The 19,911-nt window shown below is 64.6% G+C and carries 17 protein-coding genes; 10 read left to right on the top strand and 7 right to left on the bottom strand.

Annotated elements, in window-relative coordinates; translation table 11 throughout:
• Positions 1-62: 62 nt before the first annotated feature.
• The gene (ilvD, locus tag ABG82_RS25535) at positions 63-1,766 is read right to left on the bottom strand and encodes a dihydroxy-acid dehydratase (protein ID WP_043076219.1); all 1,704 of its coding nucleotides are present in this window, start codon (positions 1,764-1,766) and stop codon (positions 63-65) included.
• Between the two features lie 110 nt (positions 1,767-1,876).
• Between ilvD and ABG82_RS25530 the strand changes: the two genes are divergently transcribed.
• The 3 genes from ABG82_RS25530 to ricR all read left to right on the top strand — a co-directional run bounded on the left by ABG82_RS25530 (position 1,877) and on the right by ricR (position 4,274).
• The gene (locus tag ABG82_RS25530) at positions 1,877-3,262 is read left to right on the top strand and encodes a WS/DGAT/MGAT family O-acyltransferase (RefSeq protein ID WP_162269213.1); all 1,386 of its coding nucleotides are present in this window, start codon (positions 1,877-1,879) and stop codon (positions 3,260-3,262) included.
• Between the two features lie 73 nt (positions 3,263-3,335).
• Positions 3,336-3,965: a DUF305 domain-containing protein gene (locus tag ABG82_RS25525; protein WP_043076220.1), complete on the top strand. Its 630-nt coding sequence runs from the start codon at positions 3,336-3,338 to the stop codon at positions 3,963-3,965.
• Between the two features lie 6 nt (positions 3,966-3,971).
• Positions 3,972-4,274, top strand: coding sequence for a copper-sensing transcriptional repressor RicR (gene ricR, locus ABG82_RS25520; protein WP_005063731.1), 303 nt, complete (start codon positions 3,972-3,974; stop codon positions 4,272-4,274).
• On the opposite strand, the gene ABG82_RS25515 is transcribed toward ricR, so the two are convergent.
• Positions 4,271-4,873: an SACE_7040 family transcriptional regulator gene (locus ABG82_RS25515; RefSeq protein ID WP_043076221.1), complete on the bottom strand. Its 603-nt coding sequence runs from the start codon at positions 4,871-4,873 to the stop codon at positions 4,271-4,273. The genes ricR and ABG82_RS25515 overlap by 4 nt on opposite strands.
• Positions 4,874-4,973: 100 nt before the next feature.
• Between ABG82_RS25515 and ABG82_RS25510 the strand changes: the two genes are divergently transcribed.
• The 4 genes from ABG82_RS25510 to ABG82_RS25495 all read left to right on the top strand — a co-directional run bounded on the left by ABG82_RS25510 (position 4,974) and on the right by ABG82_RS25495 (position 10,892).
• Positions 4,974-6,551, top strand: coding sequence for a carboxyl transferase domain-containing protein (locus tag ABG82_RS25510; RefSeq protein ID WP_043076222.1), 1,578 nt, complete (start codon positions 4,974-4,976; stop codon positions 6,549-6,551).
• 4 nt (positions 6,552-6,555) lie between these two features.
• Positions 6,556-8,517, top strand: coding sequence for an acetyl/propionyl/methylcrotonyl-CoA carboxylase subunit alpha (locus ABG82_RS25505; RefSeq protein WP_043076223.1), 1,962 nt, complete (start codon positions 6,556-6,558; stop codon positions 8,515-8,517).
• Positions 8,514-9,674: an acyl-CoA dehydrogenase family protein gene (locus tag ABG82_RS25500; RefSeq protein ID WP_043076224.1), complete on the top strand. Its 1,161-nt coding sequence runs from the start codon at positions 8,514-8,516 to the stop codon at positions 9,672-9,674. Before ABG82_RS25505 ends, ABG82_RS25500 begins: the two co-directional genes overlap by 4 nt.
• Positions 9,675-9,899: 225 nt before the next feature.
• Positions 9,900-10,892 carry a L,D-transpeptidase gene (locus ABG82_RS25495; RefSeq protein WP_043076225.1) on the top strand — a complete coding sequence of 331 codons (993 nt, stop codon included), beginning with the start codon at positions 9,900-9,902 and terminating at the stop codon, positions 10,890-10,892.
• 65 nt (positions 10,893-10,957) lie between these two features.
• Here ABG82_RS25495 and ABG82_RS25490 read toward each other — a convergent pair whose 3' ends face one another.
• The gene (locus ABG82_RS25490) at positions 10,958-12,940 is read right to left on the bottom strand and encodes a M13 family metallopeptidase (protein WP_043076226.1); all 1,983 of its coding nucleotides are present in this window, start codon (positions 12,938-12,940) and stop codon (positions 10,958-10,960) included.
• A 125-nt stretch (positions 12,941-13,065) separates the two neighbouring features.
• Between ABG82_RS25490 and ABG82_RS25485 the strand changes: the two genes are divergently transcribed.
• Positions 13,066-13,560 carry a hypothetical protein gene (locus ABG82_RS25485; RefSeq protein WP_043076391.1) on the top strand — a complete coding sequence of 165 codons (495 nt, stop codon included), beginning with the start codon at positions 13,066-13,068 and terminating at the stop codon, positions 13,558-13,560.
• Positions 13,561-13,568: 8 nt separating this feature from the next.
• Complete coding sequence (locus ABG82_RS25480; RefSeq protein ID WP_043076227.1) at positions 13,569-14,270, top strand: hypothetical protein; 702 nt, start codon at positions 13,569-13,571, stop codon at positions 14,268-14,270.
• On the opposite strand, the gene ABG82_RS25475 is transcribed toward ABG82_RS25480, so the two are convergent.
• Positions 14,267-14,686 (bottom strand): CoA-binding protein, encoded by a 420-nt coding sequence (locus tag ABG82_RS25475; RefSeq protein WP_043076228.1) that lies wholly within the window; start codon positions 14,684-14,686, stop codon positions 14,267-14,269. The genes ABG82_RS25480 and ABG82_RS25475 overlap by 4 nt on opposite strands.
• Positions 14,687-14,762: 76 nt before the next feature.
• Between ABG82_RS25475 and ABG82_RS25470 the strand changes: the two genes are divergently transcribed.
• Positions 14,763-15,998, top strand: a complete 1,236-nt coding sequence (locus ABG82_RS25470; RefSeq protein ID WP_043076229.1) for a GNAT family N-acetyltransferase — start codon at positions 14,763-14,765, stop codon at positions 15,996-15,998.
• A gap of 36 nt (positions 15,999-16,034) precedes the next feature.
• Here the strand turns inward: ABG82_RS25470 and ABG82_RS25465 are convergent, their stop codons facing one another.
• The 3 genes from ABG82_RS25465 to ABG82_RS25455 all read right to left on the bottom strand — a co-directional run bounded on the left by ABG82_RS25465 (position 16,035) and on the right by ABG82_RS25455 (position 19,897).
• The gene (locus tag ABG82_RS25465; RefSeq protein ID WP_043076230.1) at positions 16,035-16,487 is read right to left on the bottom strand and encodes a CD225/dispanin family protein; all 453 of its coding nucleotides are present in this window, start codon (positions 16,485-16,487) and stop codon (positions 16,035-16,037) included.
• 114 nt (positions 16,488-16,601) lie between these two features.
• The gene (locus ABG82_RS25460) at positions 16,602-17,126 is read right to left on the bottom strand and encodes a helix-turn-helix domain-containing protein (protein ID WP_043076231.1); all 525 of its coding nucleotides are present in this window, start codon (positions 17,124-17,126) and stop codon (positions 16,602-16,604) included.
• A complete protein-coding gene (locus ABG82_RS25455; RefSeq protein WP_043076232.1) occupies positions 17,123-19,897 on the bottom strand; it encodes an MMPL family transporter in 2,775 nt (924 codons plus the stop codon). The genes ABG82_RS25460 and ABG82_RS25455 overlap by 4 nt, the downstream gene beginning before the upstream one ends.
• Positions 19,898-19,911 lie beyond the last annotated feature (14 nt).

The following is a 19,911-nucleotide window of genomic DNA, read 5'->3' as shown; positions in this document are numbered from 1 at the left end:
CGGACTGTTGGCCGCACGATCGTGTGGCCCTGGGTGCGCCGGCCCGCCCATCGGAGCGGGGCTTACCCGCAGACCGCTCCGACTGCGGCCGACTGCACCAGCTTGGTGTACTTCGCCAGCACGCCGGTCTTGTAACGCGGCGGCAACGGCTCGAATCCCTTGCGCCGCTCGGCGATCTCCGCCTCGTCGACCAGGAGGTCGAGCTTGCCATTGGCGACATCGAGCCGGATGCGGTCACCGTCCTTGACAAAGGCGATGGGTCCGCCGTCCACAGCTTCCGGTGCGATATGTCCGACACACAGGCCGGTGGTGCCCCCGGAGAAGCGCCCGTCGGTCATCAGCAGCACGTCCTTGCCCAGGCCGGCACCCTTGATCGCGCCGGTGATCGCCAGCATCTCGCGCATGCCGGGGCCGCCCTTGGGGCCCTCGTAGCGGATCACGACGACATCGCCGTGCGTGATGGTGCCGTCCTCCAGCGCATCGAGTGCGGCGCGCTCACGCTCGAAAACCCTTGCTGTGCCCTCGAATACATCGGAATCGAAACCAGCCGACTTCACCACCGCGCCCTCGGGGGCCAACGATCCGTGCAGGATGGTGATGCCGCCGGTCGGGTGGATGGGATTGTTCATGGCGCGCAGTACCTTGCCGTCGGGATCTGGCGGGGCGATGTGGGCCAGGTTCTCGGCCATGGTCTTGCCGGTGACCGTTAGGCAATCACCGTGCAGCAGGCCGGCATCCAGCAGTGCGCGCATCACCACGGGCACCCCGCCGATCTCATCGACGTCTTTCATCACGTGGCGGCCAAAGGGCTTCACATCGGCCAGGTGGGGCACCTTGTTGCCGACGCGGGTGAAGTCCGCCAAGGACAGTGGCACCTCCGCTTCGCGGGCGATGGCCAGCAGGTGCAGCACCGCGTTGGTGGATCCGCCGAACGCCATCACCACGGCGATGGCGTTCTCGAAGGCTTCCTTGGTGAGGATGTCGCGTGCCGTGATGCCGCGGCGCAGCATCTCGACAACGGCCTCGCCCGACTTGTGCGCGTACTCCTCGCGGCGCTTGTCGATGGCGACGGGGGAAGCGCTGCCGGGCAACGACATTCCCAGTGCCTCAGCCGCGCTGGCCATGGTGTTGGCGGTGTACATGCCACCGCAGGCGCCCTCACCTGGACAGATGGCGCGCTCGATGATGTCGACGTCCTCGCGTGACATCAGGCCGCGTGCACAGGCACCGACTGCCTCGAAGGCGTCGATGATGGTGACTTCCTTCTCGGTGCCGTCGGTCAGCTTGGCCTTGCCCGGCATGATCGAGCCGTTGTACAAGAACACCGAGGCCAGGTCCAAACGTGCTGCGGCCATAAGCATTCCGGGAATCGATTTGTCGCATCCGGCAAGCAGCACCGAGCCGTCGAGACGCTCAGCCTGCATCACGGTCTCGACGCTGTCGGCGATGACCTCACGGGACACCAGCGAGAAGTGCATACCCTCGTGCCCCATCGAGATACCGTCGGACACCGAGATGGTGCCGAACTCCAGCGGGTAGCCCCCGGCTTCGTGCACGCCGCCCTTGACCGACTGTGCGAGGCGTTGTAGCGACATGTTGCACGGGGTGATCTCGTTCCAGGACGAGCCGACGCCGATCTGCGGCTTGACCCAGTCGTCGTCCCCCATGCCTACCGCGCGCAGCATCCCGCGTGCGGCGGTCTTTTCCAGGCCGTCGGTGACGTCGCGGCTACGGGGCTTGATATCGGGCTGCTGGGGGGCTGACATGGGGTTAAGTATCCCCCGCCGGTGCAAACCGGATTGCGCAGGCTTCGGCGCGCCCTCTCCCGGCGAAAACGTGCGCTACGAAACCGCCGCAAAACGGTGAGTCGGCAGCAATGATGGCCGGTATGCCATTCATGCCGGTCAGCGACTCGATGTTTCTCATCGGGGAAACGCGGGAACACCCCTTCCACGTCGGCGGCCTCCAGCTGTTCAAACCGCCTGTCGACGCCGGTCCGGATTACGCCGAGGTGTTCTACGAGCAGTTGATGTCGACCACCGAGGTGTCCTCGGACTTCCGCAAACGTCCCGGACAGCCGTTGGCGGTGATGGGCAACCTCACCTGGATCATCGATGATGAGATCGATTGGGAGTACCACGTGCGCCGCTCGGCGTTACCGCGCCCGGCCCGGGTGCGTGAGCTGCTGACTGTCACCTCCCGGTGGCATAGTTCCCCACTGGATCGGCACCGTCCGCTCTGGGAAATGCATGTGGTGGAAGGGCTTTCGGACGGGCGCCTGGCGGTCTACACCAAAATGCACCATGCCGTGATCGATGGCGTAGGCGCCTTGCGGATGATGATGCGCTCACTGTCCGATGACCCCGATGCCCGCGACTGTCAGGCGGTTTGGGCCCCGGCCAAGCGGCGCGCCAAGAGCAGCATCGTGAGCACGACCAACACCTCGGCGCTGGATCTGGTCAAGGGAGCCGCGGGTGCGGTGCGACAGGTCGTGTCGATTCCGCCCGGTCTGCTCAAGTACGGCAGGCACGCATTGTCGGACCCGCAGCTGGTCAGGCCGATGACGGCACCGCACACCATCTTGAATGTCTCGATCGGCGGCGCCCGGCGCTTCGCCGCGCAAACCTGGTCGATGGCGCGGATCAAGGAGGCCGGCAAGGCACTGGGCGGCACGGTGAACGATGTGGTGCTCGCCATGTGCTCGGGCGCCTTGCGCACCTATCTCGAGGAGCAGCACGCGTTACCCGACAAGCCGCTCATCGCCATGTGTCCGGTATCGATCCGGGCCGAGGGCGATCAGAACGCGGGAAACTCGATCACCGCGCTGCTGGCCAACCTGGCGACCGATAAGCCAGACCCGTTGGAGCGGTTCAGCGCGATCCGCGATTCGGTACAGGCGGCCAAGTCGGTGCTTTCGGAGATGACACCGCTGCAGCGGATGTTGGTGGGGGCGCTCAATGGCGCACCCGTGCTGACCGGTGCCGTGCCGGGGTTGGTGGATCGGACCGCCCCCGCGTTCAACGTGATCATTTCCAATGTCCCCGGCCCGCGCACCGATATGTTCTGGAACGGATTCGAGATGGACGGGTGCTACCCCGCGTCCATCCCGATCGACGGCGTGGCGCTGAATATCACGTGCACCAGCAGTGGGTCGTCGATGCATTTTGGACTCACCGGATGCCGCACGAGTGTTCCGCACCTGCAACGCATCCTTGCGCATTTGGAGGAGGCGCTGACGCAGCTGGAGGAGTCCGTCGCATAGGCGTTGGTACCCACCAGGGGTATGCCATCGACGATTTCGTACCCTATGGGGGTATCTGAGCTACCATGGTGGCATGCGAAACCGTACTCGGACTGCCATCCTTGCCGGCGCTGCCGCCGCAGTGCTGATTTTGTCGGCTTGTAGCTCGGACAACAAGGGGGACGGCGCGAATTCCGAGCATTCGGGACATTCCGGCATGTCGGGGATGACGACGACGCTGGATACCAATGCCGCGGCCCCGGTGTCGGACCACAATGACGCCGATGTGACCTTCGCGCAGCAGATGATCATGCATCATCAGCAGGCCGTCGAGATGTCCAAGTTGACCGAGGGGCGTACCCCGAACCCCGCCGTGCTGGAGCTGGCGAAGAACATCGAGACGGCGCAGCAGCCGGAGATCGACACCTTCACCGAGTGGCTCAAGACCTGGAACCAGCCGCTGATGCCCGCAGGGCACGACCCGGCGGGGCATATGCCTGGCATGGTGGACGCACCGGTGCTAGACCGGATGAAGACTCTCAACGGCGAGGTCTTCGATCAGCTGTGGCTGCAGTCGATGATCGCCCACCATCAGGGCGCCATAGCCATGTCGAATGCGGAACTCTCCGGAGGCCAGTACCCTGCGGCAAAGCAGTTGGCGCAACAGATCATCGATAATCAGCAGCCTGAGATCGACACGATGCAGGGCCTTCTCAAGGGGTAAAGGGACATGAGCACCAAGACTTCGACCGGACACGGTTACTCGCTGAAAAAGGATGACTACGCCAAGCGGCTCCTGCGCATCGAGGGACAGGTGCGTGGCATCGCGAAGATGATCGACGAGGACAAGTACTGCATCGACGTGCTGACCCAGATCAGCGCCGCGCAGAGCGCGTTGCGGTCGGTTGCCCTCGGACTTCTCGATGAGCACCTGGGTCATTGCGTGACCAACGCCGTCGCCTCCGGTGGTGCCGACGCCGACGAGAAGCTGGCTGAGGCCTCCGCGGCGATTGCCCGCTTGGTGCGCAGCTAGGAATCGAGCGCGGCAACGACCATCTGCCGCAATACGGTTCGGGTCTGCGAGGGTGCCGAGCGTCCGGCGCTGTAGGGCGTCGAGTTCATCAGGCCGAATGCCGCGTGTGCCTTGATGCGCGCGTCCGACTCGTCAAGGTCTGCGTCGCTCTGGCACAGCACCTCAACCCATGCCTCCACATAGCGGCGCTGGTACTGACGCACCTGGCGGCGGGCGTTCTCGGGGAGTGAATCGAGGTCGCGGTCCTGCACGCGGATCAGATCGCTCTCGCTGAGCGCGAAGTCGAGGTGAAAATCGATGAGGCCATCGAGGGCCTGCCCGGGGGTCTCCGCGGCGTCTGCGACGGCTATGCCGCCTTCCAAGAGGCGACGGCTGATATCGGTGAGCAGATCCACCAAGAGCGCTTCCTTGTTGGGGAAGTGTCGGTAGATCGCGGGACCACTGATGCCGACCGCAGAACCTAGATCCTCCAGCCGCACACGCGCGTATCCGCGCATGGCCAAGAGGCGGGCGGCCGCGCGCAGCAGTTGATCACGCCGGTCGGCCTTGGCGCGTTCGCGTTTGTTCGGGGTATCCGACTCGGGTATCAGGTTGGTCATCGAACCTCCGTCGTGGCCCGCTCTAGACAAAACAGTTAATCGAGATTAGCCTAATCCTAGTTAATCGTCATTAACTGAATCTCAAACTTCGGAGCTGGGTATGACTCTGGTTGGTGAGCAGAACAGGGCGGAGCACGTCCGGCTGGTCGCCGAGCTGCGGGAGCGGCTCGCACGTGCGGCGCTCGGCGGGAACGAACAGTCCAGGCAACGTCATGTGGGCCGCGGCAAGCTGCTGCCCCGTGACCGGGTTGACGCACTGCTCGACCCGGGTAGCCCGTTCCTGGAGCTGTCGCCGTTGGCGGCCAATGGCATGTACGACGACGACGCGCCCGGAGCCAGCATGATCGCCGGTATCGGCCGTGTCTCGGGCCGTGAATGCGTGGTTGCCGCCAACGACGCGACGGTCAAGGGTGGCACCTACTACCCGATGACCGTCAAGAAGCACCTACGGGCGCAGGAAGTCGCGTCGCAGAACCGGCTGCCCTGCATCTACCTGGTGGACTCCGGCGGCGCCTTCCTGCCCAAGCAGGACGAGGTGTTCCCGGATCGCGAACACTTCGGCCGCATCTTCTATAACCAGGCCACCATGAGCGCCAAGGGAATTCCGCAGATTGCCGCGGTGCTGGGCAGCTGCACCGCAGGTGGTGCGTATGTGCCCGCGATGAGCGATGAGGCCGTCATCGTGCGTAAGCAGGGCACGATCTTCTTGGGCGGCCCGCCGCTGGTGAAGGCCGCCACCGGCGAGGTGGTCACGGCCGAGGAACTCGGCGGCGGCGATCTGCATTCCCGTACCTCAGGCGTGACAGATCATCTGGCGGAGGACGACAAGGACGCGCTACGGATCGTGCGCCGGATCGTCTCCACCCTGGCGCCCAGAACCGAGCCGCCGTGGCCGGTCGCGGAAACAATTGCGCCGGAGCGCGATCCGGGCACGCTGTACGACGTGGTGCCCACCGATCCGCGTATCCCGTATGACGTACACGAAGTGATCGTGCGGCTCGTGGACGGCGGTACCTTCACCGAGTTCAAGGCGGAGTATGGCAAATCGGTCGTCACCGGCACCGCACGCCTGCACGGGCATCCGGTGGGGATCATCGCGAACAACGGCGTGCTGTTCGCCGAAAGCGCCATGAAGGCAGCGCATTTCATCGAGTTGTGCGATCAGCGGCGCATTCCGCTGCTTTTTCTGCAGAACATCTCTGGCTTCATGGTGGGCCGCGACTACGAGGCCGCCGGTATCGCCAAGCATGGGGCGAAGATGGTCACCGCGGTGGCGTGTGCGCGGGTGCCGAAGCTGACCGTGGTGATCGGCGGCTCCTACGGGGCAGGCAACTACTCCATGTGTGGCCGCGCGTACTCGCCGCGATTCCTGTGGATGTGGCCGAATGCCCGCATCTCGGTGATGGGTGGAGAACAAGCGGCCTCGGTGCTGGCCACGGTGCGTGCCGATCAGAGTGCGTCCTCGGGCAAGGAATTCACCGAGGCCGAACAGGAGACCTTCAAGGCTCCGATACGCGAACAGTATGAGCAACAAGGCAATCCGTACTACTCAACGGCGCGCCTCTGGGACGACGGGGTGATCGACCCTGCCGATACCCGCACCGTGCTCGGTTTGGCGCTGGGTATTTGCGCCAACGCACCCCTTGAACCGGTTTCCTACGGCGTCTTCAGGATGTGACCACGTGACATTGCAGAGTGTCCTCATCGCCAACCGCGGCGAGATCGCGGTCCGCATAGCATCAACACTGCGGGCCATGGGAATTCAATCCATCGCTGTGTATATCGACGGAGATACCGATCATCTCGATGCCTGCGATACCGCCGTACGTCTCGGCGCCGACTCCTCGGGCTATTTGGATATCGACGCGATCATCAGCGCGGCCAAGCAGACCGGGGCGCAAGCGATTCACCCCGGATACGGATTCGTCTCGGAGAATGCTGATTTCGTCCGGGCATGTCAGGCCGCCGGGATCACCTTCGTCGGTCCACCTGCCGAGGCCATGGATGCGATGGGCGACAAGATCAGGGCCAAGGACACCGTCGCGGCGGCCGGTGAGCCGGTCGTCCCGGGCAGCGTGGGCGCGCTCTTGGACGCGGAGCTTATCGTCGCCGCCCAGGAGATCGGGACGCCACTGATCATCAAGCCGTCCGCTGGCGGCGGCGGCAAGGGCATGCGTGTGGTGCACGATCTGGGTGCCGTCCCCGAAGCGCTGGTCGCATCCCGCCGGGAGGCCACCGCGATCTTCGGCGATGACACCCTCTTGGTAGAGCGTTATCTCGCGCGCCCCAGGCATATCGAGGTCCAGGTCTTCGGTGACACCCACGGCAATGTGGTGCACCTCGGCGAGCGTGAATGCAGCCTGCAACGCCGGCACCAGAAGGTCATCGAAGAGGCGCCCTCGCCGCTGCTGACCCCGCAACTGCGTGCTGCGATGGGCGAGACGGCATGTCAGATCGCGCGCAGTGTCGGATATTTCGGCGCCGGAACTGTCGAGTTCATCCTCGACAGTGATGCTCCCGAGTCCTACTACTTCATGGAGATGAACACCCGGCTCCAGGTGGAACATCCGGTCACCGAGATGGTGACCGGCATTGACCTGGTGCAGTGGCAGATCCTCGTCGCATCGGGAGGACGGCTCCCGCTTACGCAGGAGCAGATTACGCTGACCGGCCACGCGATCGAGGTCCGCGTCTACGCCGAGGACCCGGCCCGCGGATTCCTTCCCACCGGTGGAACTGTGGCGCTGGCCCGGTTTTCGGGCAGCGCACGCACCGATACGGCATTGTCGACGGGATCAGTGGTGGGTTCGCGGTTCGACCCGATGCTGGCCAAGGTCGTAGTGCATGCCGCCGACCGCATGACCGCGCTCGCCGAGGCCGATCGTGCGCTCGCGGAGACGCGCGTACTCGGGGTGGGCACCAATATCGATTTCCTGCGCGCTCTGGTGACCAATCCTGTGGTGATATCTGGTGATATCGATACGGCGTTGCTCGACAAGATCGCGGCCGAGTACCACCCGCCCGTCGCGCCGCCGTGGGTGTGGGTCGCCGCGTCCGCTGTGCTGGACGGCGAGGCCGGGGCTGACACGTTGTGGGACGGGAAGTCCGGATGGCGGGTGGGCGCCCACGCGCCGCGATCCCATCGGCTACGCATCGGGGAATCCACCGAACTGGTCCGGCTCTGGGGCGACCCGGTCACCGCTGTCGGTATCGGAGACGGCGAACAGGCGCCGGGCCGAGTGCGCTGCGCGACAGGGCAAGTGAGCGTTGAGCTAGCCGGTCAGCTGCATCGCGCCGATGCTGTCCGGGCGACCGGTTCGGCGTGGATCGCCACCGAGGATGGCACCTGGCACGCGGATGTCGCACCCGAGCCACGACTGCGGCACCTGGACGGTGACGACGAGGACGGCGAGATCCGTAGCTCCATGCCCGGAGTTGTGCGTGTGGTTTCGGTGAGTACCGGGACCGTAGTTGAACGCGACGCCCCGGTGGTGGTGGTCGAGGCCATGAAGATGGAACACACTCTGCGCGCACCGATCGCCGGAACTGTGAACGTCTCCGTGGCCGTCGGCGACCAGGTGGCTGTCGACCAACTGCTGGCCACCATCCATCCGACTGCCAACCCCGAGGAGGGGCGATCATGACTTTCAGTACCGCAGAACTGCCCGATGAGTACGACTCGCTGCGTAAAACCGTTGAGGAATTCGCGAATTCAGTCGTAGCGCCGGCTGCCGCGCATCACGACGCCACCAAGACGTTCCCGTACGCGGTGGTGGCGCAGATGGGTGACATGGGGCTGTTCGGTCTGCCGTTCCCCGAAGAGTACGGCGGTATGGGCGGTGACTACTTTGCCCTCTGCCTGACGCTGGAGGAACTGGCGCGGGTGGACCAGAGCGTGGCCATCACCCTTGAGGCGGCCGTGTCGCTGGGCGCCATGCCGATTTACCGATTCGGAAACGAAGAACAAAAGCAGCGTTGGCTTCCCGAACTTTCCTCCGGAAAGTCCTTGGCCGCTTTCGGTTTGACCGAGCCGGGTGGTGGTACCGATATCCCCGGATCGATCCGCACCCGGGCTGTCGAGGACAACGGCAGCTGGGTCATCAACGGCTCCAAGGCGTTCATCACCAACTCCGGTACCGACATCACCGCAGTCGTGGGAGTCGCCGCGGTGACTGGACGTTCCGCGGACGGATCGCCGGAAATCTCGGTCATTCATGTGCCTGCCGGCACACCGGGGTTCACCGTCGAGCCGGGCTACGACAAGGTGGGTTGGCATGCCTCGGACACCCATCCGCTGAGCTTCGATGACGTCCGGGTGCCCTACGAGAATCTGCTGGGTGAACGTGGCCGCGGATACGCGGGATTCCTGCGCATCCTCGATGAGGGCCGGATCGCGATCGCGGCCTTGGCCACGGGAGCTGCCCAAGGATGCGTCGATGAGAGTCTGCGCTACGCGCGCAGCCGCCCGGCCTTTGGCAGCGCGATCATCGAGTATCAATCCGTCTCGTTCAAGATCGCCAGGATGCAGGCGCGTGCGCACACCGCGCGGCTGGCCTACTACCACGCCGCGGCACTGCTGCTCGCCGGAAAACCGTTCAAGACCGAGGCCTCGATTGCCAAGCTGATAGCCAGCGAGGCGGCCATGGACAATGCCCGCGACGCCACCCAGATCTTCGGGGGAGCGGGGTTCATGAATGAGTCTCCGGTCGCGCGCCAGTACCGAGACAGCAAGATCTTGGAAATCGGCGAAGGTACGAGCGAGGTCCAGCTGATGCTCATCGCCCGCGCGCTGAGCCGGTAATCTGTCGGGGGTACTTAGCTGGACGGGTGCCCCCTGGCTCTCCTTTGGCACCCCAATGTCAGGATTCGCATCACATACCCCTATGGGGTTATGAATGTGACCATTTCTAATCAACGGCGATTATGCCTGCTCAGGGGCTATTTTCTTGAGCGGGTGAAACATCGTGTTGCCTGGTGGCGACCTTCCCTATGACACACTGGATGTGTCGTGTCTACAGGAGTGAGCATGCTTGTCTTAACTCGTTGGTTCCGGCGCGCCCTCGTCAGCGGTATCTGTGTCGCAGGACTGCTGGGTGCCGGGGTAGTTCCTGCACTCGCCGATCCGGGCGATCCCCCCGATCCGGGTATCGAAGAGCCGGGGCCTCCGCCGCCCCCGCCGTTGCCGTGGGAGTTGCCGCCGCCACCCCCGCCAGCTGCCGATGCGCCGCCGCCTGCCGAGATTCCGCCGGCACCGGTGCCGACCACCCCGCCGCCCGGGGCGCCTCCCACGGGAGATGTGCCCCCGTTGCCGGTGGGCCTGCTCAAGAACTCACCGAACAACGGCGACGTTGTCGGTGTGGCCCAGCCGGTGACCATCGTGTTCGCGGCTCCGGTGACGGATAAGAAGGCCGCCGAGGCCGCCGTGAAGATCACCTCGTCGAAGCCCGCGCCGGGTTACTTCTACTGGTACACGGACCAGCAGCTGCGTTGGAAGCCGACACAGTTCTGGCCCGCGAACACCGATGTGAACGTCAACGCCGGTGGCACCAAGTGGAGCTTCAAGGTCGGCGACGCATTCGTGTCGACTGTGGATGACGCGACCTACACGATGACCGTGACCCGCAACGGCGTCGTCGAGCGCAGCATGCCGATGTCGATGGGTAAGCACGACAAGAAGCACGAGACCAAGAACGGCACGTACTACGTCAGCGAGAAGTTCCAGAAGATGGTGATGGACTCGTCAACGTATGGGGTGCCGGTGAATTCCGCTGAGGGCTACAAGCTGGACGTGTACTGGGCGACCCGCCTGTCGAACTCGGGCATCTTCGTCCACGCTGCACCGTGGTCAGTCGGTCAGCAGGGCAAGAGCGACACCAGCCATGGCTGCATCAACTTGAGCACCGAGAATGCGACCTGGTACTTCAACCAGTCGCATCCAGGTGACCCGGTGATCGTCAAGAACTCGCCGGGTGGTCCCTACAAGGACTACGACGGCTACGACGACTGGCAGCGTTTCTAGCGTTCCAGCACAACGAGAAAGCCCCCGGCTCACTGGCCGGGGGCTTTCTCGTTGCGGTGTTGCCGTCAGCTCCAGATGCGCACGCGCTGATCGGCTTCCAGGAACAGCTCGTCCTCCGTGGCGAGCGCGAAGGCCTCGTAAAACGCGTCGATATTGCGCACCACGCCGTTGCACCGGAACTCCGGCGGCGAATGCGGGTCGACGGAGAGGCGCCGGATCGCCTCGGCCTCACGGGCTTTGGTGCGCCATACCTGCGCCCAGCCGTAGAAGACACGTTGCACACCCGTCAATCCGTCAATAACCGGCCCCGCGTCCCCGCCCAACGAGATCTCGTAGGCCAGCAGTGCGATCGAGAGACCGCCCAGATCCCCGATGTTCTCTCCCACGGTGAAGGCGCCGTTCACATGTTGATCGACCAGCTCGCGCGGGACGAACTCGTCGTACTGCTTGATTAATGCCTTGGTGCGTACCCCGAATTCGTCGCGGTCGGTGTCGGTCCACCAGTTGACCAGGTTGCCGTCACCGTCGTACTTGGAGCCCTGATCGTCAAACCCATGCCCGATCTCGTGGCCGATGACGGCCCCGATGCCGCCGTAATTGGCGGCGTCGTCGGCATCGGCGTCGAAGAACGGAGGCTGCAAAATAGCTGCGGGGAAGACAATTTCATTCATCCCCGGGTTGTAGTACGCGTTCACCGTCTGTGGAGTCATGAACCATTCGTCGCGATCGACGGGTCCTGCCAGCTTGGCCAGGCCCCGATCACACTCGGCGGCCGTGGCGCGCCGGACGTTGCCCAGCAGATCGTCGCGACGGATGGTGATCGTCGAGTAGTCGCGCCAGGTGGCCGGGTAGCCGATCTTGGGGGTGAACTTGTCGAGCTTCTGCAGGGCCCGCTCACGGGTCTCCGGTGTCATCCATTCCAGGTCGGCGATGCTGGCCCGGTAGGCCTCACGCAGGTTGTCGACGAGAATTTCCATGCGTGCCTTGGCATTCGGAGGAAAGTGCCGGGCGACGTAGAGCTGCCCCACGGCCTCGCCGAGCAGCGACTCGACCACCGCGACACCGCGCTTCCAGCGATCGCGAATCTGCTCGGTGCCCGATAGCGTGCGCCCGTAGAAATTGAAGTTCTCATCCACCAGCGGCTCGGTGAGATACGGTGCGCGGGCGCAGATCAGCCGCCAGTTCGCCCACAGCTTCCAGTCGCTTAGTGGCTCCGCCGCCCAGAGTTGGGCGAAGGTGGTCAGATAGTCGGGCTGTCGTACCACCAGTTCGGTGACCTGGCCGGTGGTCGCACCCAGCCCGGAAATCCATCCGGCCCAATCGAATCCAGGTGCAGTCTGCTCCAGGTCGGTGAACTTCAGCAGGTTGTAGCTCAGCTCGGCGTCCCGGCGCTTGACCACATCCCAATGCGCCGCGGCGATCTTGGTTTCCAGAGCCGCGATCCGCGCGGCGGTGTCGTCGTGGTCGCCCGCGCCGAGCACCAAACCGAACATCGCGGCAATGTGTGCGCGGTACGCGTCCCGGGTGGCCGCGTGCTGGTCCTCGCGGTAGTACGACTCGTCGGGCAGGCCCAGCCCGGACTGGCTGACGTGCAGCAGATACCGAGAGGAGTCCTTGGCGTCGGTATCCACGTAGCAGCCCACACCACTACCGACCCCGGCCCGCTGTAACGCACCCATGGCAGCGGCCAAGGCGGTGACGTCGGGCGCCGAGGCGATCAGATCCAGCTCCTGGCGCAGCGGAGTCAGGCCGAGGCTGGACACGGTCCCGGTATCCATGAAGCTTGCGAACAGATCACCGATCTTCTGCGACTCCGTGCCGTCGGCGGCCCCCGAGTCGGCCGCCTGGGTGATGATCTCGCGTACTTGCTCCTCGGCACGGTCGAACAGAGTCCGGAACGCGCCATCGACGGCACGGTCGGCCGGAATGGCGTATTCGGCGAGCCAGCGACCGTTGACGTGGCCGAACAGGTCATCTTGCGGGCGGATGGATTCGTCGCGATAGCTCAGGTCGATACCGGATTTTGGCAGCACGGATTCTGTCGTCACCCGTCCATGGTGGCACGGGTCGTAGGGTGAGGCCCGTGAGCAAAGAGGCGACCGTATCCGGTCTTGGCAACGGCGACGGACCCGTCTTCTCCCGGTACGGAGTGCTGTCCGCGGTCCTCGGCGCGATCACGGTTGTCGCACTGGTGCTTTCGATACTCATCGGTGTCGGGCATCGCAGCCAGGTCGCGCGTGACCGCTACGACGCTCGTGTACTCGATACCGCAGTGACCTGGGTAAACACTTTGATCAACATGAAAAAGAGCAACCTCGATGCCAGCGTGCAGACGCTGCAGGACGGTACCGCCGGCCAGTTCAGTGATCACCTGGGCGAGATGATCGCGGGTGCGGTGAAGCTCGCCCGGACGGTCGACGCCGATGCGGCAGGCGAGATCGATTCGGTGACCATCGAAAGAACTGAAAGGGAAGCCCAGGCTCGGCCCATCCCGGATGAGGACACTGGCTTGCCATCCGTGGAACGGACAGACCGGGTCATGGTGGTGGCCACCTCGGTGACCCGCGACGCCAATGCCTCCCCGAAAGTCAATCAATGGCACCTGCGCCTTGCCGTATCCAAGGTGGGGGACCAGTTGCTGATCACCGGCTTGGAGCTGCTGCGATGAGTCGAAACATGCTGCGAGTCATCATTTTTGACGTATTGGCCCCGTTGGTGACGGTGCTGGCGATCGTCGGGCTTGGGGTAGTGCTGCGCTGGCCGACCTGGTGGGTGGTGGTGTGCACGGCATCCTGCCTGCTGATCGCGCAGGCTATGGCGATCAATGCCTATCTGGCCCGGCGAGATTCGGTGACCGTCGGTACCGACGACGACGGGCCGGCGCTACGGACCGGCATCGTCGCCTTGGCGGCGGCCTCGGTGCTGGCGCTAGCCGTCGTGGGTTATCGGCACTGGACGGTGCCCGACCGCGAGGGGAACGCGGACCGGGCGGCTGTCACCGAGGTAGCCGCGACGGTGGCCGAGGCAGTGGTGAGTTTTGCCCCGGGTAGTCCGGATGCCTATGTGCGTAAGGCCACCGAGGACATGACGAAGGAGCAGGCACAGTCCTTTGGACGCGATTTCGGCCGGGCGACTGCCGAACTGAAGGCCAAGGGGATCTCGCAGCAGGGCGAGACCATCTCGGTCGGCATCGAGGCGCTCGGCCCTGAGGATGCGGTGGTGGCCACGTTGGTTCGGCGCACCAGCGTGGCGGCCAAGACGCAGCCCGAGGAATCTGTGCTTGCCTTACGGCTGACGCTCGCCAAACATGACGGTCGCTGGCTTGTGGACAACATCGCGCCGATCGACCGTATCGGTGCTCAGCAGCCCAGGGGCTAGCGCGAACCGAGGCGTGCGAATTCGATTTCGGTGCACCGATCCATGACCACCTGCAGGCCGGCTTGAGCCGCCGTGTTGGCGGCGTCCACATCGACGAGGTCGAGTTGGAACCACAGCGTGCGGGCACCGATGTCGATGGCCTCGTGCGTGATACCGGCCAGCTCCTCGCGGCGGCGGAACACGTCAACCAGGTCGGGCGTTTCCGGTAGCGCGGCGAGACTGGGATAGACGGTCTGCCCGTCGAGCTCCGTGATGGTGGGGTTCACCAGAAAGATCCGATAGGGACTGTGCTCGGCCAGGTAGCGATAGACGCCGTGGCTCGGCCGATCCGGGTTGGCCGAAACTCCCACAATGGCAATGGTCTTGGTCTCGCGCAGGATCTGAGCGATGGTGGCGTCATCGGGTGTGGTCCACACGGTGGTTCCTTCCCGCCATGGCCATACCCGAAAACTCGAGTGACAGGTGTTGGCACGGCACGGTAGACATGGGCATGTGTCTGAGCTGACCCTACGCACCATTGCCGACGAGGACGACTATGAGTCGTACATGAACACGGCGTACTCGGTATTCCTGCGGGACCCGCAGAAGGATGAGATCGAGGTCACCCGCAAATTCACCGAGCTGGACCGGATGATGGGCTTCCACGACGGGAAGAAGTGGGTGGCGACGGCGGGGGCGTTCAGCCGTCACGTGGTGCTGCCCGGTGGGTCGTTGGTACCGGTTGCGGCCGTCACGGCCGTCACGGTGGCTCCGACGCATCGCCGTCGGGGATTGTTGACCACCATGATGCGCCACCAGCTGGCAGACATTCGCTCGCGCGGAGAGTCAATCGCCATGCTGTTCGCTTCGGAAGCATTGATATACGGCCGATTTGGTTACGGAGTTGCCACTGAATCGGCGGAGCTGTCCGGGCAGGTGCGGGAGCTGGCCTTTCGGCCCACCGTCGATCTGGGTGACGGCACCCTGGCGGAGGTCGATGCCGAAACCTTCCTGGCGTCGGCACCCGCGGTCTATGACGCCGTCATCCCCGCGCTACCGGGGCAGATGGCCCGCACCCCCGAATGGTGGGCCTCCTGGACGCTGGACAGCGAGGAATTGCAAAAGGAAGCGGGCAAGGTGCGCTTCGTGTTGCACCACGAAACCGACGGGACAGTCAGTGGATTCGCCATCTACCGGCCGAAGCCGGGCTGGGGCGACGCCGGGCCCACGGCCGAGCTGCACGTACAAGAGGTTCTGGGTACCAACCCACGTGCCTACGCCCGAACATGGCGCTACCTGCTGGATATGGATCTGGTTCGCAAGATCAAATATCACGGCGCCTCGGTACACGAAGAGCTGCGCTACCTGGTGGCCAACCATCCGTCCCTGGAATGTTCGGTGAGTGACGCCATTCAGGTGCGATTGATCGATATCCCCCGGGCGCTGTCGCAGCGGCGATATTCCGCCGATGTGGACGTGGTGTTGGAGGTGACCGACGATTTCCTTCCGGAGAACTCGGGACGTTTCCGGCTGCGCGGGGGGCTGGACCATGCCAGCTGTGAAATCACTACGGACGAAGCAGATATCGCGCTGACTGTGCGCGATCTGGGGTCGATCTATATGGGTGGGGTCAGTCTGCAGGTGCTGGTCAACGCCGGGCTGGTCACCGAACTGCGCGCAGGGGCGGTGCAACGGGCCGCCGTCGCATTTGGCTGGCCCGTCGCACCCAGTGCGCCTGACGACTTCTAGTCAAACCCCGAGTCGCTTCGCTCCTGCCCGCCGGATCTAGTTGTCGTGGCCGGGACGGCCCATAGGTCCGATCGGGCCGGGGCCGTTCCACCCGTCATCCCAGCTGCGATGCCAGCCGCCGCCGTGGTGTCCCCAGCCGCCACCACCGTGGGTGTGCCACCAGATGGCACATGCGATGCGCAGGGTGATGAACAAGAACAACAGCACCAGGCCGGTCAGCAGGGCGATCTTGCCGAGCAGTTTGGCGCGGTCCGAGGATTCCTGTGCCCTGTCGTATTGGCCGGTGATCCAGAACTGGGTGACGTTCAAGGCGTTGGTGAACGCGCTGAAGGCCAACGGCCAGAAGAAGATAACGGAGGCCACCGCCCAGCCCACGTTGGTGGGGGGAGGCTTCGGCGGCCCGGCTGGAGCCGTCGGCGCGGGTGGGGGTGGGGCAGTGGGCGTACTGATGACGCCGGTCGTTTCGTCGGATTTCGTCTCGTCGCTCATGGGACCGAGGTTAGGCCGATTTCAGGCACCCTGCCATAACGATCGGGATGCTCCCAGGGAACTGACATTGGGTACGCAGGTACCCGGATGTAACCGGCGGTGCGTGCGCCTGGGCTATCCGCGCGGCCGGGTGCGCCCGAACCGGCGAGCCACACGTCGCATCCTGACCAGCATCGCGACCGACGGGCTGCTGCTACCCGCCAGATACCCGGCAAGCTCGCCACTTGGAACACCTATGCGTGAGGCAAATTCGGCCTGGCGCAGGCCCGATGCCTCGAACAACAGGTTGATCTCGTTGGCGGCCTCGCGCCGCTCCGCCTCGGCAAGGTCATCGCGGGCCCGGATGAGAACTTCTTGCAGCGCGGTCGAAATGCCGTAGAGCTCATCGGAGCCCACCACTTCTTCGACCTGGCGGGCAGTACGGCCGAACGGATCGCGCTTGAGCGCGTGAACGATCGCCTGCCAGTCGGAGAGATCGCCGCTTTGCAGGGCGCCCAGTATCTCGGCGGTGGTCCAGTGAGTGACCGGCTTGTCAGCGCGTGCGGGCTGCTCAGGCTGGGCGGAGTCGGTGGCGCCGGATCCCGAAGGCTCATCGGGCACTTCGGGGGAGAGGGCTGGCGCGTCGCTCGTGACCGTCACCTCGCATCCTCCAACATCGCCACCGCCACGGACAGGCACTGCCTGCGCACCGTGAGGGATTCCATCGCACCATCACCAGGTTTCGGGTCAGCGAGCCGGCGTACCAGCTGACTGGAAACCCACCTCTGATTGGACTGTACACAGTAATGCTGATCGATCCCGGCGAGGACCTTCGCCGCCGTTCGTGGCTCCATCGTTGAAGCGAGCCTGGCGAACTCGGCGTAATCGCGCCCGGCGTTGCGGCGCATCAAAAGCAGCCCCTGCATGCGCAGGGCTTCGGCATCGGTGGGCACCACGCAGTTCTGTCCTGTCGGCAGCTTCACCTGCGTGATTTCCACCGGCGTGACCCGAGACAGAGGACCCGGCATGGCGACCGTGTCGGTGTCCGTTTCGTTTTTGCCGGCCTGCAAGGCCTCGAGGGCCACAGTCAAGTTGTCGCGCCAGCGGTCGGCGAGCACGGCCTGCGTGTCGGGTGCGGTGACGGTGCCGCCGTCGGCGAGGCGCTTGAGCCGTGCGGCAGAGACGGCGATGGCGTGGTAGTCGATGCGCGGCTCTTCGAAGCCGGATCCTTGAAGTCGCAGCGCGCTTTCGCTATGCGGTCCGGGAAGCTCATCAACACAGGGGGTTTCGAAGTCAACGGTCGGGAGTATGCGATCCAGCCATCCCGGCAGCCACCAGTTGCGCTTGTTGAACATCGCCATCAGCGCAGGTACCAGCACCAGCCGCACCACTGTCGCGTCGACGGCGATCGCCACCGCGCACGCGACGCCCAGTTGCGCCACCAACGGCATTCCGACGAAGGCGAATCCGATGAACACCGCGATCATGATCAGCGCGGCACTGGTGATGGTGCGTGCACTGGTGCGGACCCCGTAGGACACGGCGTCACCGCAATCCCCGGTGCGCAGATACCGTTCGCGTACGCGGGCCAGCAAGAAGATCTCGTAGTCCATGGTGAGACCGAAGGTCAGCGCCAGCGCCAACGGCGGGATGCTGCTGTCGATATTGGCCTTGTGGAAGCCCAGGAATTCCAGCCATCCCCATTGGAAGACGATCACCAGGCTGCCGTAGGCGGCGGCCACCGAAAGCACCGTCATCACCACGCCCTTGAGCGCCAGCACCGGTGATCGCAGGGTGGCCAGCAGCATCACGAATGCCAGGACACAGACAAAGGCGAACACGCCCAGTAGCGAGTGCTCAACGCGGGTGTCGTAGTCGAACAGCAGTGCCGTCGGGCCGCCCACATTGATATCGGCACCCGAATTCTTGAGCGCATCGGGCACATTCGTGCGCAGCCAGCTGACGGTGTCGCGTGCGGCGTTCGCCTCGGGATCCACCGACAGCACCGCCGAGATCAGCGCGTCGTGGCCGCCGGAGGAGAACGAGACGTCGGAAACCCGCGCGATGTTGGGGGCCTGCGCGATCGTCTCCTTGGCGGTCGCCAGCGCCTGTGCGTGGTCCGTGCCTGCCGCGTCATCCTTGAATGTCAGCAGCACCTGGACCGGTCCGAGCGCGCCCGGCCCCATCGCCACGGCCGCGGCATCGATTCCTCGGCGGATCTCGTGCGACGAATCGAACTGGCGCAGCATGCTATTGGAGACATGCATTTGAAGACTGGGTGCGGCCAGCGCGAGCAGGAATATAGAGGCGCCCAGTGCGGAGAGCCATGGCCGGCGCATCACCTGTTGGGTCCACTTGCGCCAGAACGGTATTGAATGCTTGCGCAGCGGCGAGACGCGCAGGAATCTGGACTGGTTGGCGGCGGCCTTGCCGAAGATGGCCAACAACGCGGGCATCAGCGTGGTGGAGGTAAGGACAGCGATGGCGACCACGATGATGGCGCCGGAGGCCATTGATGCCAGAGCGGGAGTGCCGATCAGGTAGATACCGGCGAGCGCGGCGATCACCGTCAGACCGGAGAGCGTGACGGTGAGCCCGGACGTGGCCATGGCCCCCGCGATGGCTTCCTGCCGGTTCTTGCCGGAGTTCAGCTCCTCGCGGTAGCGCATCAGGATGAAGAGGGAATAGTCCACCGCGACGGCGAGGCCGATCATGGTGACCGTCGGCAGGGCGAACACCGAGATGGTGGTGATATTCGACAGGGCGAGAACTATCGCCACGCTCAGGGCCACCGTGCACACGCCCAGCAGTAAGGGCAGCGACGCCGCGGCAAGAGATCCGAAGGCCGCGATCAGCACGATGAGGATGACCGGGATGTTCCACTTCTCGGCCTTCTTGATGTCACCGGCGATCTGTTCGGTCATCGCGGCACCCAGCGCGCCCTGACCGATCACATACAGCGATACCCGGCCCCCGGCGATCTGCCCGGGCTGACCGCCCTGCACACCTATCTTTTTGCGAAGGCTTTTGGCGATATCGGTGGCGCCGGTGTTGTCGAAGCCAATCCGCAGCGTGACCACGAACGGACGGTCGGGTTGCGGGGTCAGCTGCGGCGGGATGGGCTCGATGGAGACTTCTGGGATCTGCGCGGCCACCTGCTTGAGGTAGTCGACGGCCGCGGTCATATCGGACACCGTTGCGTCGGGACGGGGTGCGGCGACCAGTGCGAGGGGGGAGGCGCCGTGCTCCCGGAAGCCGGTCTCCATCGCATCGTGCACCTTCAGTGACTGCGATCCCGCCACCTCGAATCCGCCACCGGTGAGCTTTTCGCCCCGGCCCGCCACCAGTCCTACTGCGGCGACAATAAGAATCAGCCAGACAGCGACGGTCAACCATCGGTACCTACGGAGGTAGTCGCTGGTGCGCATCATGACTGACTGCACGG

Origin of the sequence: Mycobacteroides immunogenum, assembly GCF_001605725.1 — a bacterium.
Taxonomy (GTDB): Bacteria; Actinomycetota; Actinomycetes; order Mycobacteriales; family Mycobacteriaceae; genus Mycobacterium; species Mycobacterium immunogenum.
This window is presented reverse-complemented; position numbering and strand designations above follow the sequence as displayed.

Excerpts from the sequence above, each read along its gene's own strand:
- ilvD (WP_043076219.1), bottom strand. The coding sequence starts at position 1,766 with ATGTCAGCCCCCCAGCAGCCCGATATCAAGCCCCGTAGCCGCGACGTC.
- ABG82_RS25530 (WP_162269213.1), top strand. The coding sequence starts at position 1,877 with ATGATGGCCGGTATGCCATTCATGCCGGTCAGCGACTCGATGTTTCTC.
- ABG82_RS25525 (WP_043076220.1), top strand. The coding sequence starts at position 3,336 with ATGCGAAACCGTACTCGGACTGCCATCCTTGCCGGCGCTGCCGCCGCA.
- ricR (WP_005063731.1), top strand. The coding sequence starts at position 3,972 with ATGAGCACCAAGACTTCGACCGGACACGGTTACTCGCTGAAAAAGGAT.
- ABG82_RS25515 (WP_043076221.1), bottom strand. The coding sequence starts at position 4,873 with ATGACCAACCTGATACCCGAGTCGGATACCCCGAACAAACGCGAACGC.
- ABG82_RS25510 (WP_043076222.1), top strand. The coding sequence starts at position 4,974 with ATGACTCTGGTTGGTGAGCAGAACAGGGCGGAGCACGTCCGGCTGGTC.
- ABG82_RS25500 (WP_043076224.1), top strand. The coding sequence starts at position 8,514 with ATGACTTTCAGTACCGCAGAACTGCCCGATGAGTACGACTCGCTGCGT.
- ABG82_RS25495 (WP_043076225.1), top strand. The coding sequence starts at position 9,900 with ATGCTTGTCTTAACTCGTTGGTTCCGGCGCGCCCTCGTCAGCGGTATC.
- ABG82_RS25480 (WP_043076227.1), top strand. The coding sequence starts at position 13,569 with ATGCTGCGAGTCATCATTTTTGACGTATTGGCCCCGTTGGTGACGGTG.
- ABG82_RS25465 (WP_043076230.1), bottom strand. The coding sequence starts at position 16,487 with ATGAGCGACGAGACGAAATCCGACGAAACGACCGGCGTCATCAGTACG.
- ABG82_RS25455 (WP_043076232.1), bottom strand. The coding sequence starts at position 19,897 with ATGATGCGCACCAGCGACTACCTCCGTAGGTACCGATGGTTGACCGTC.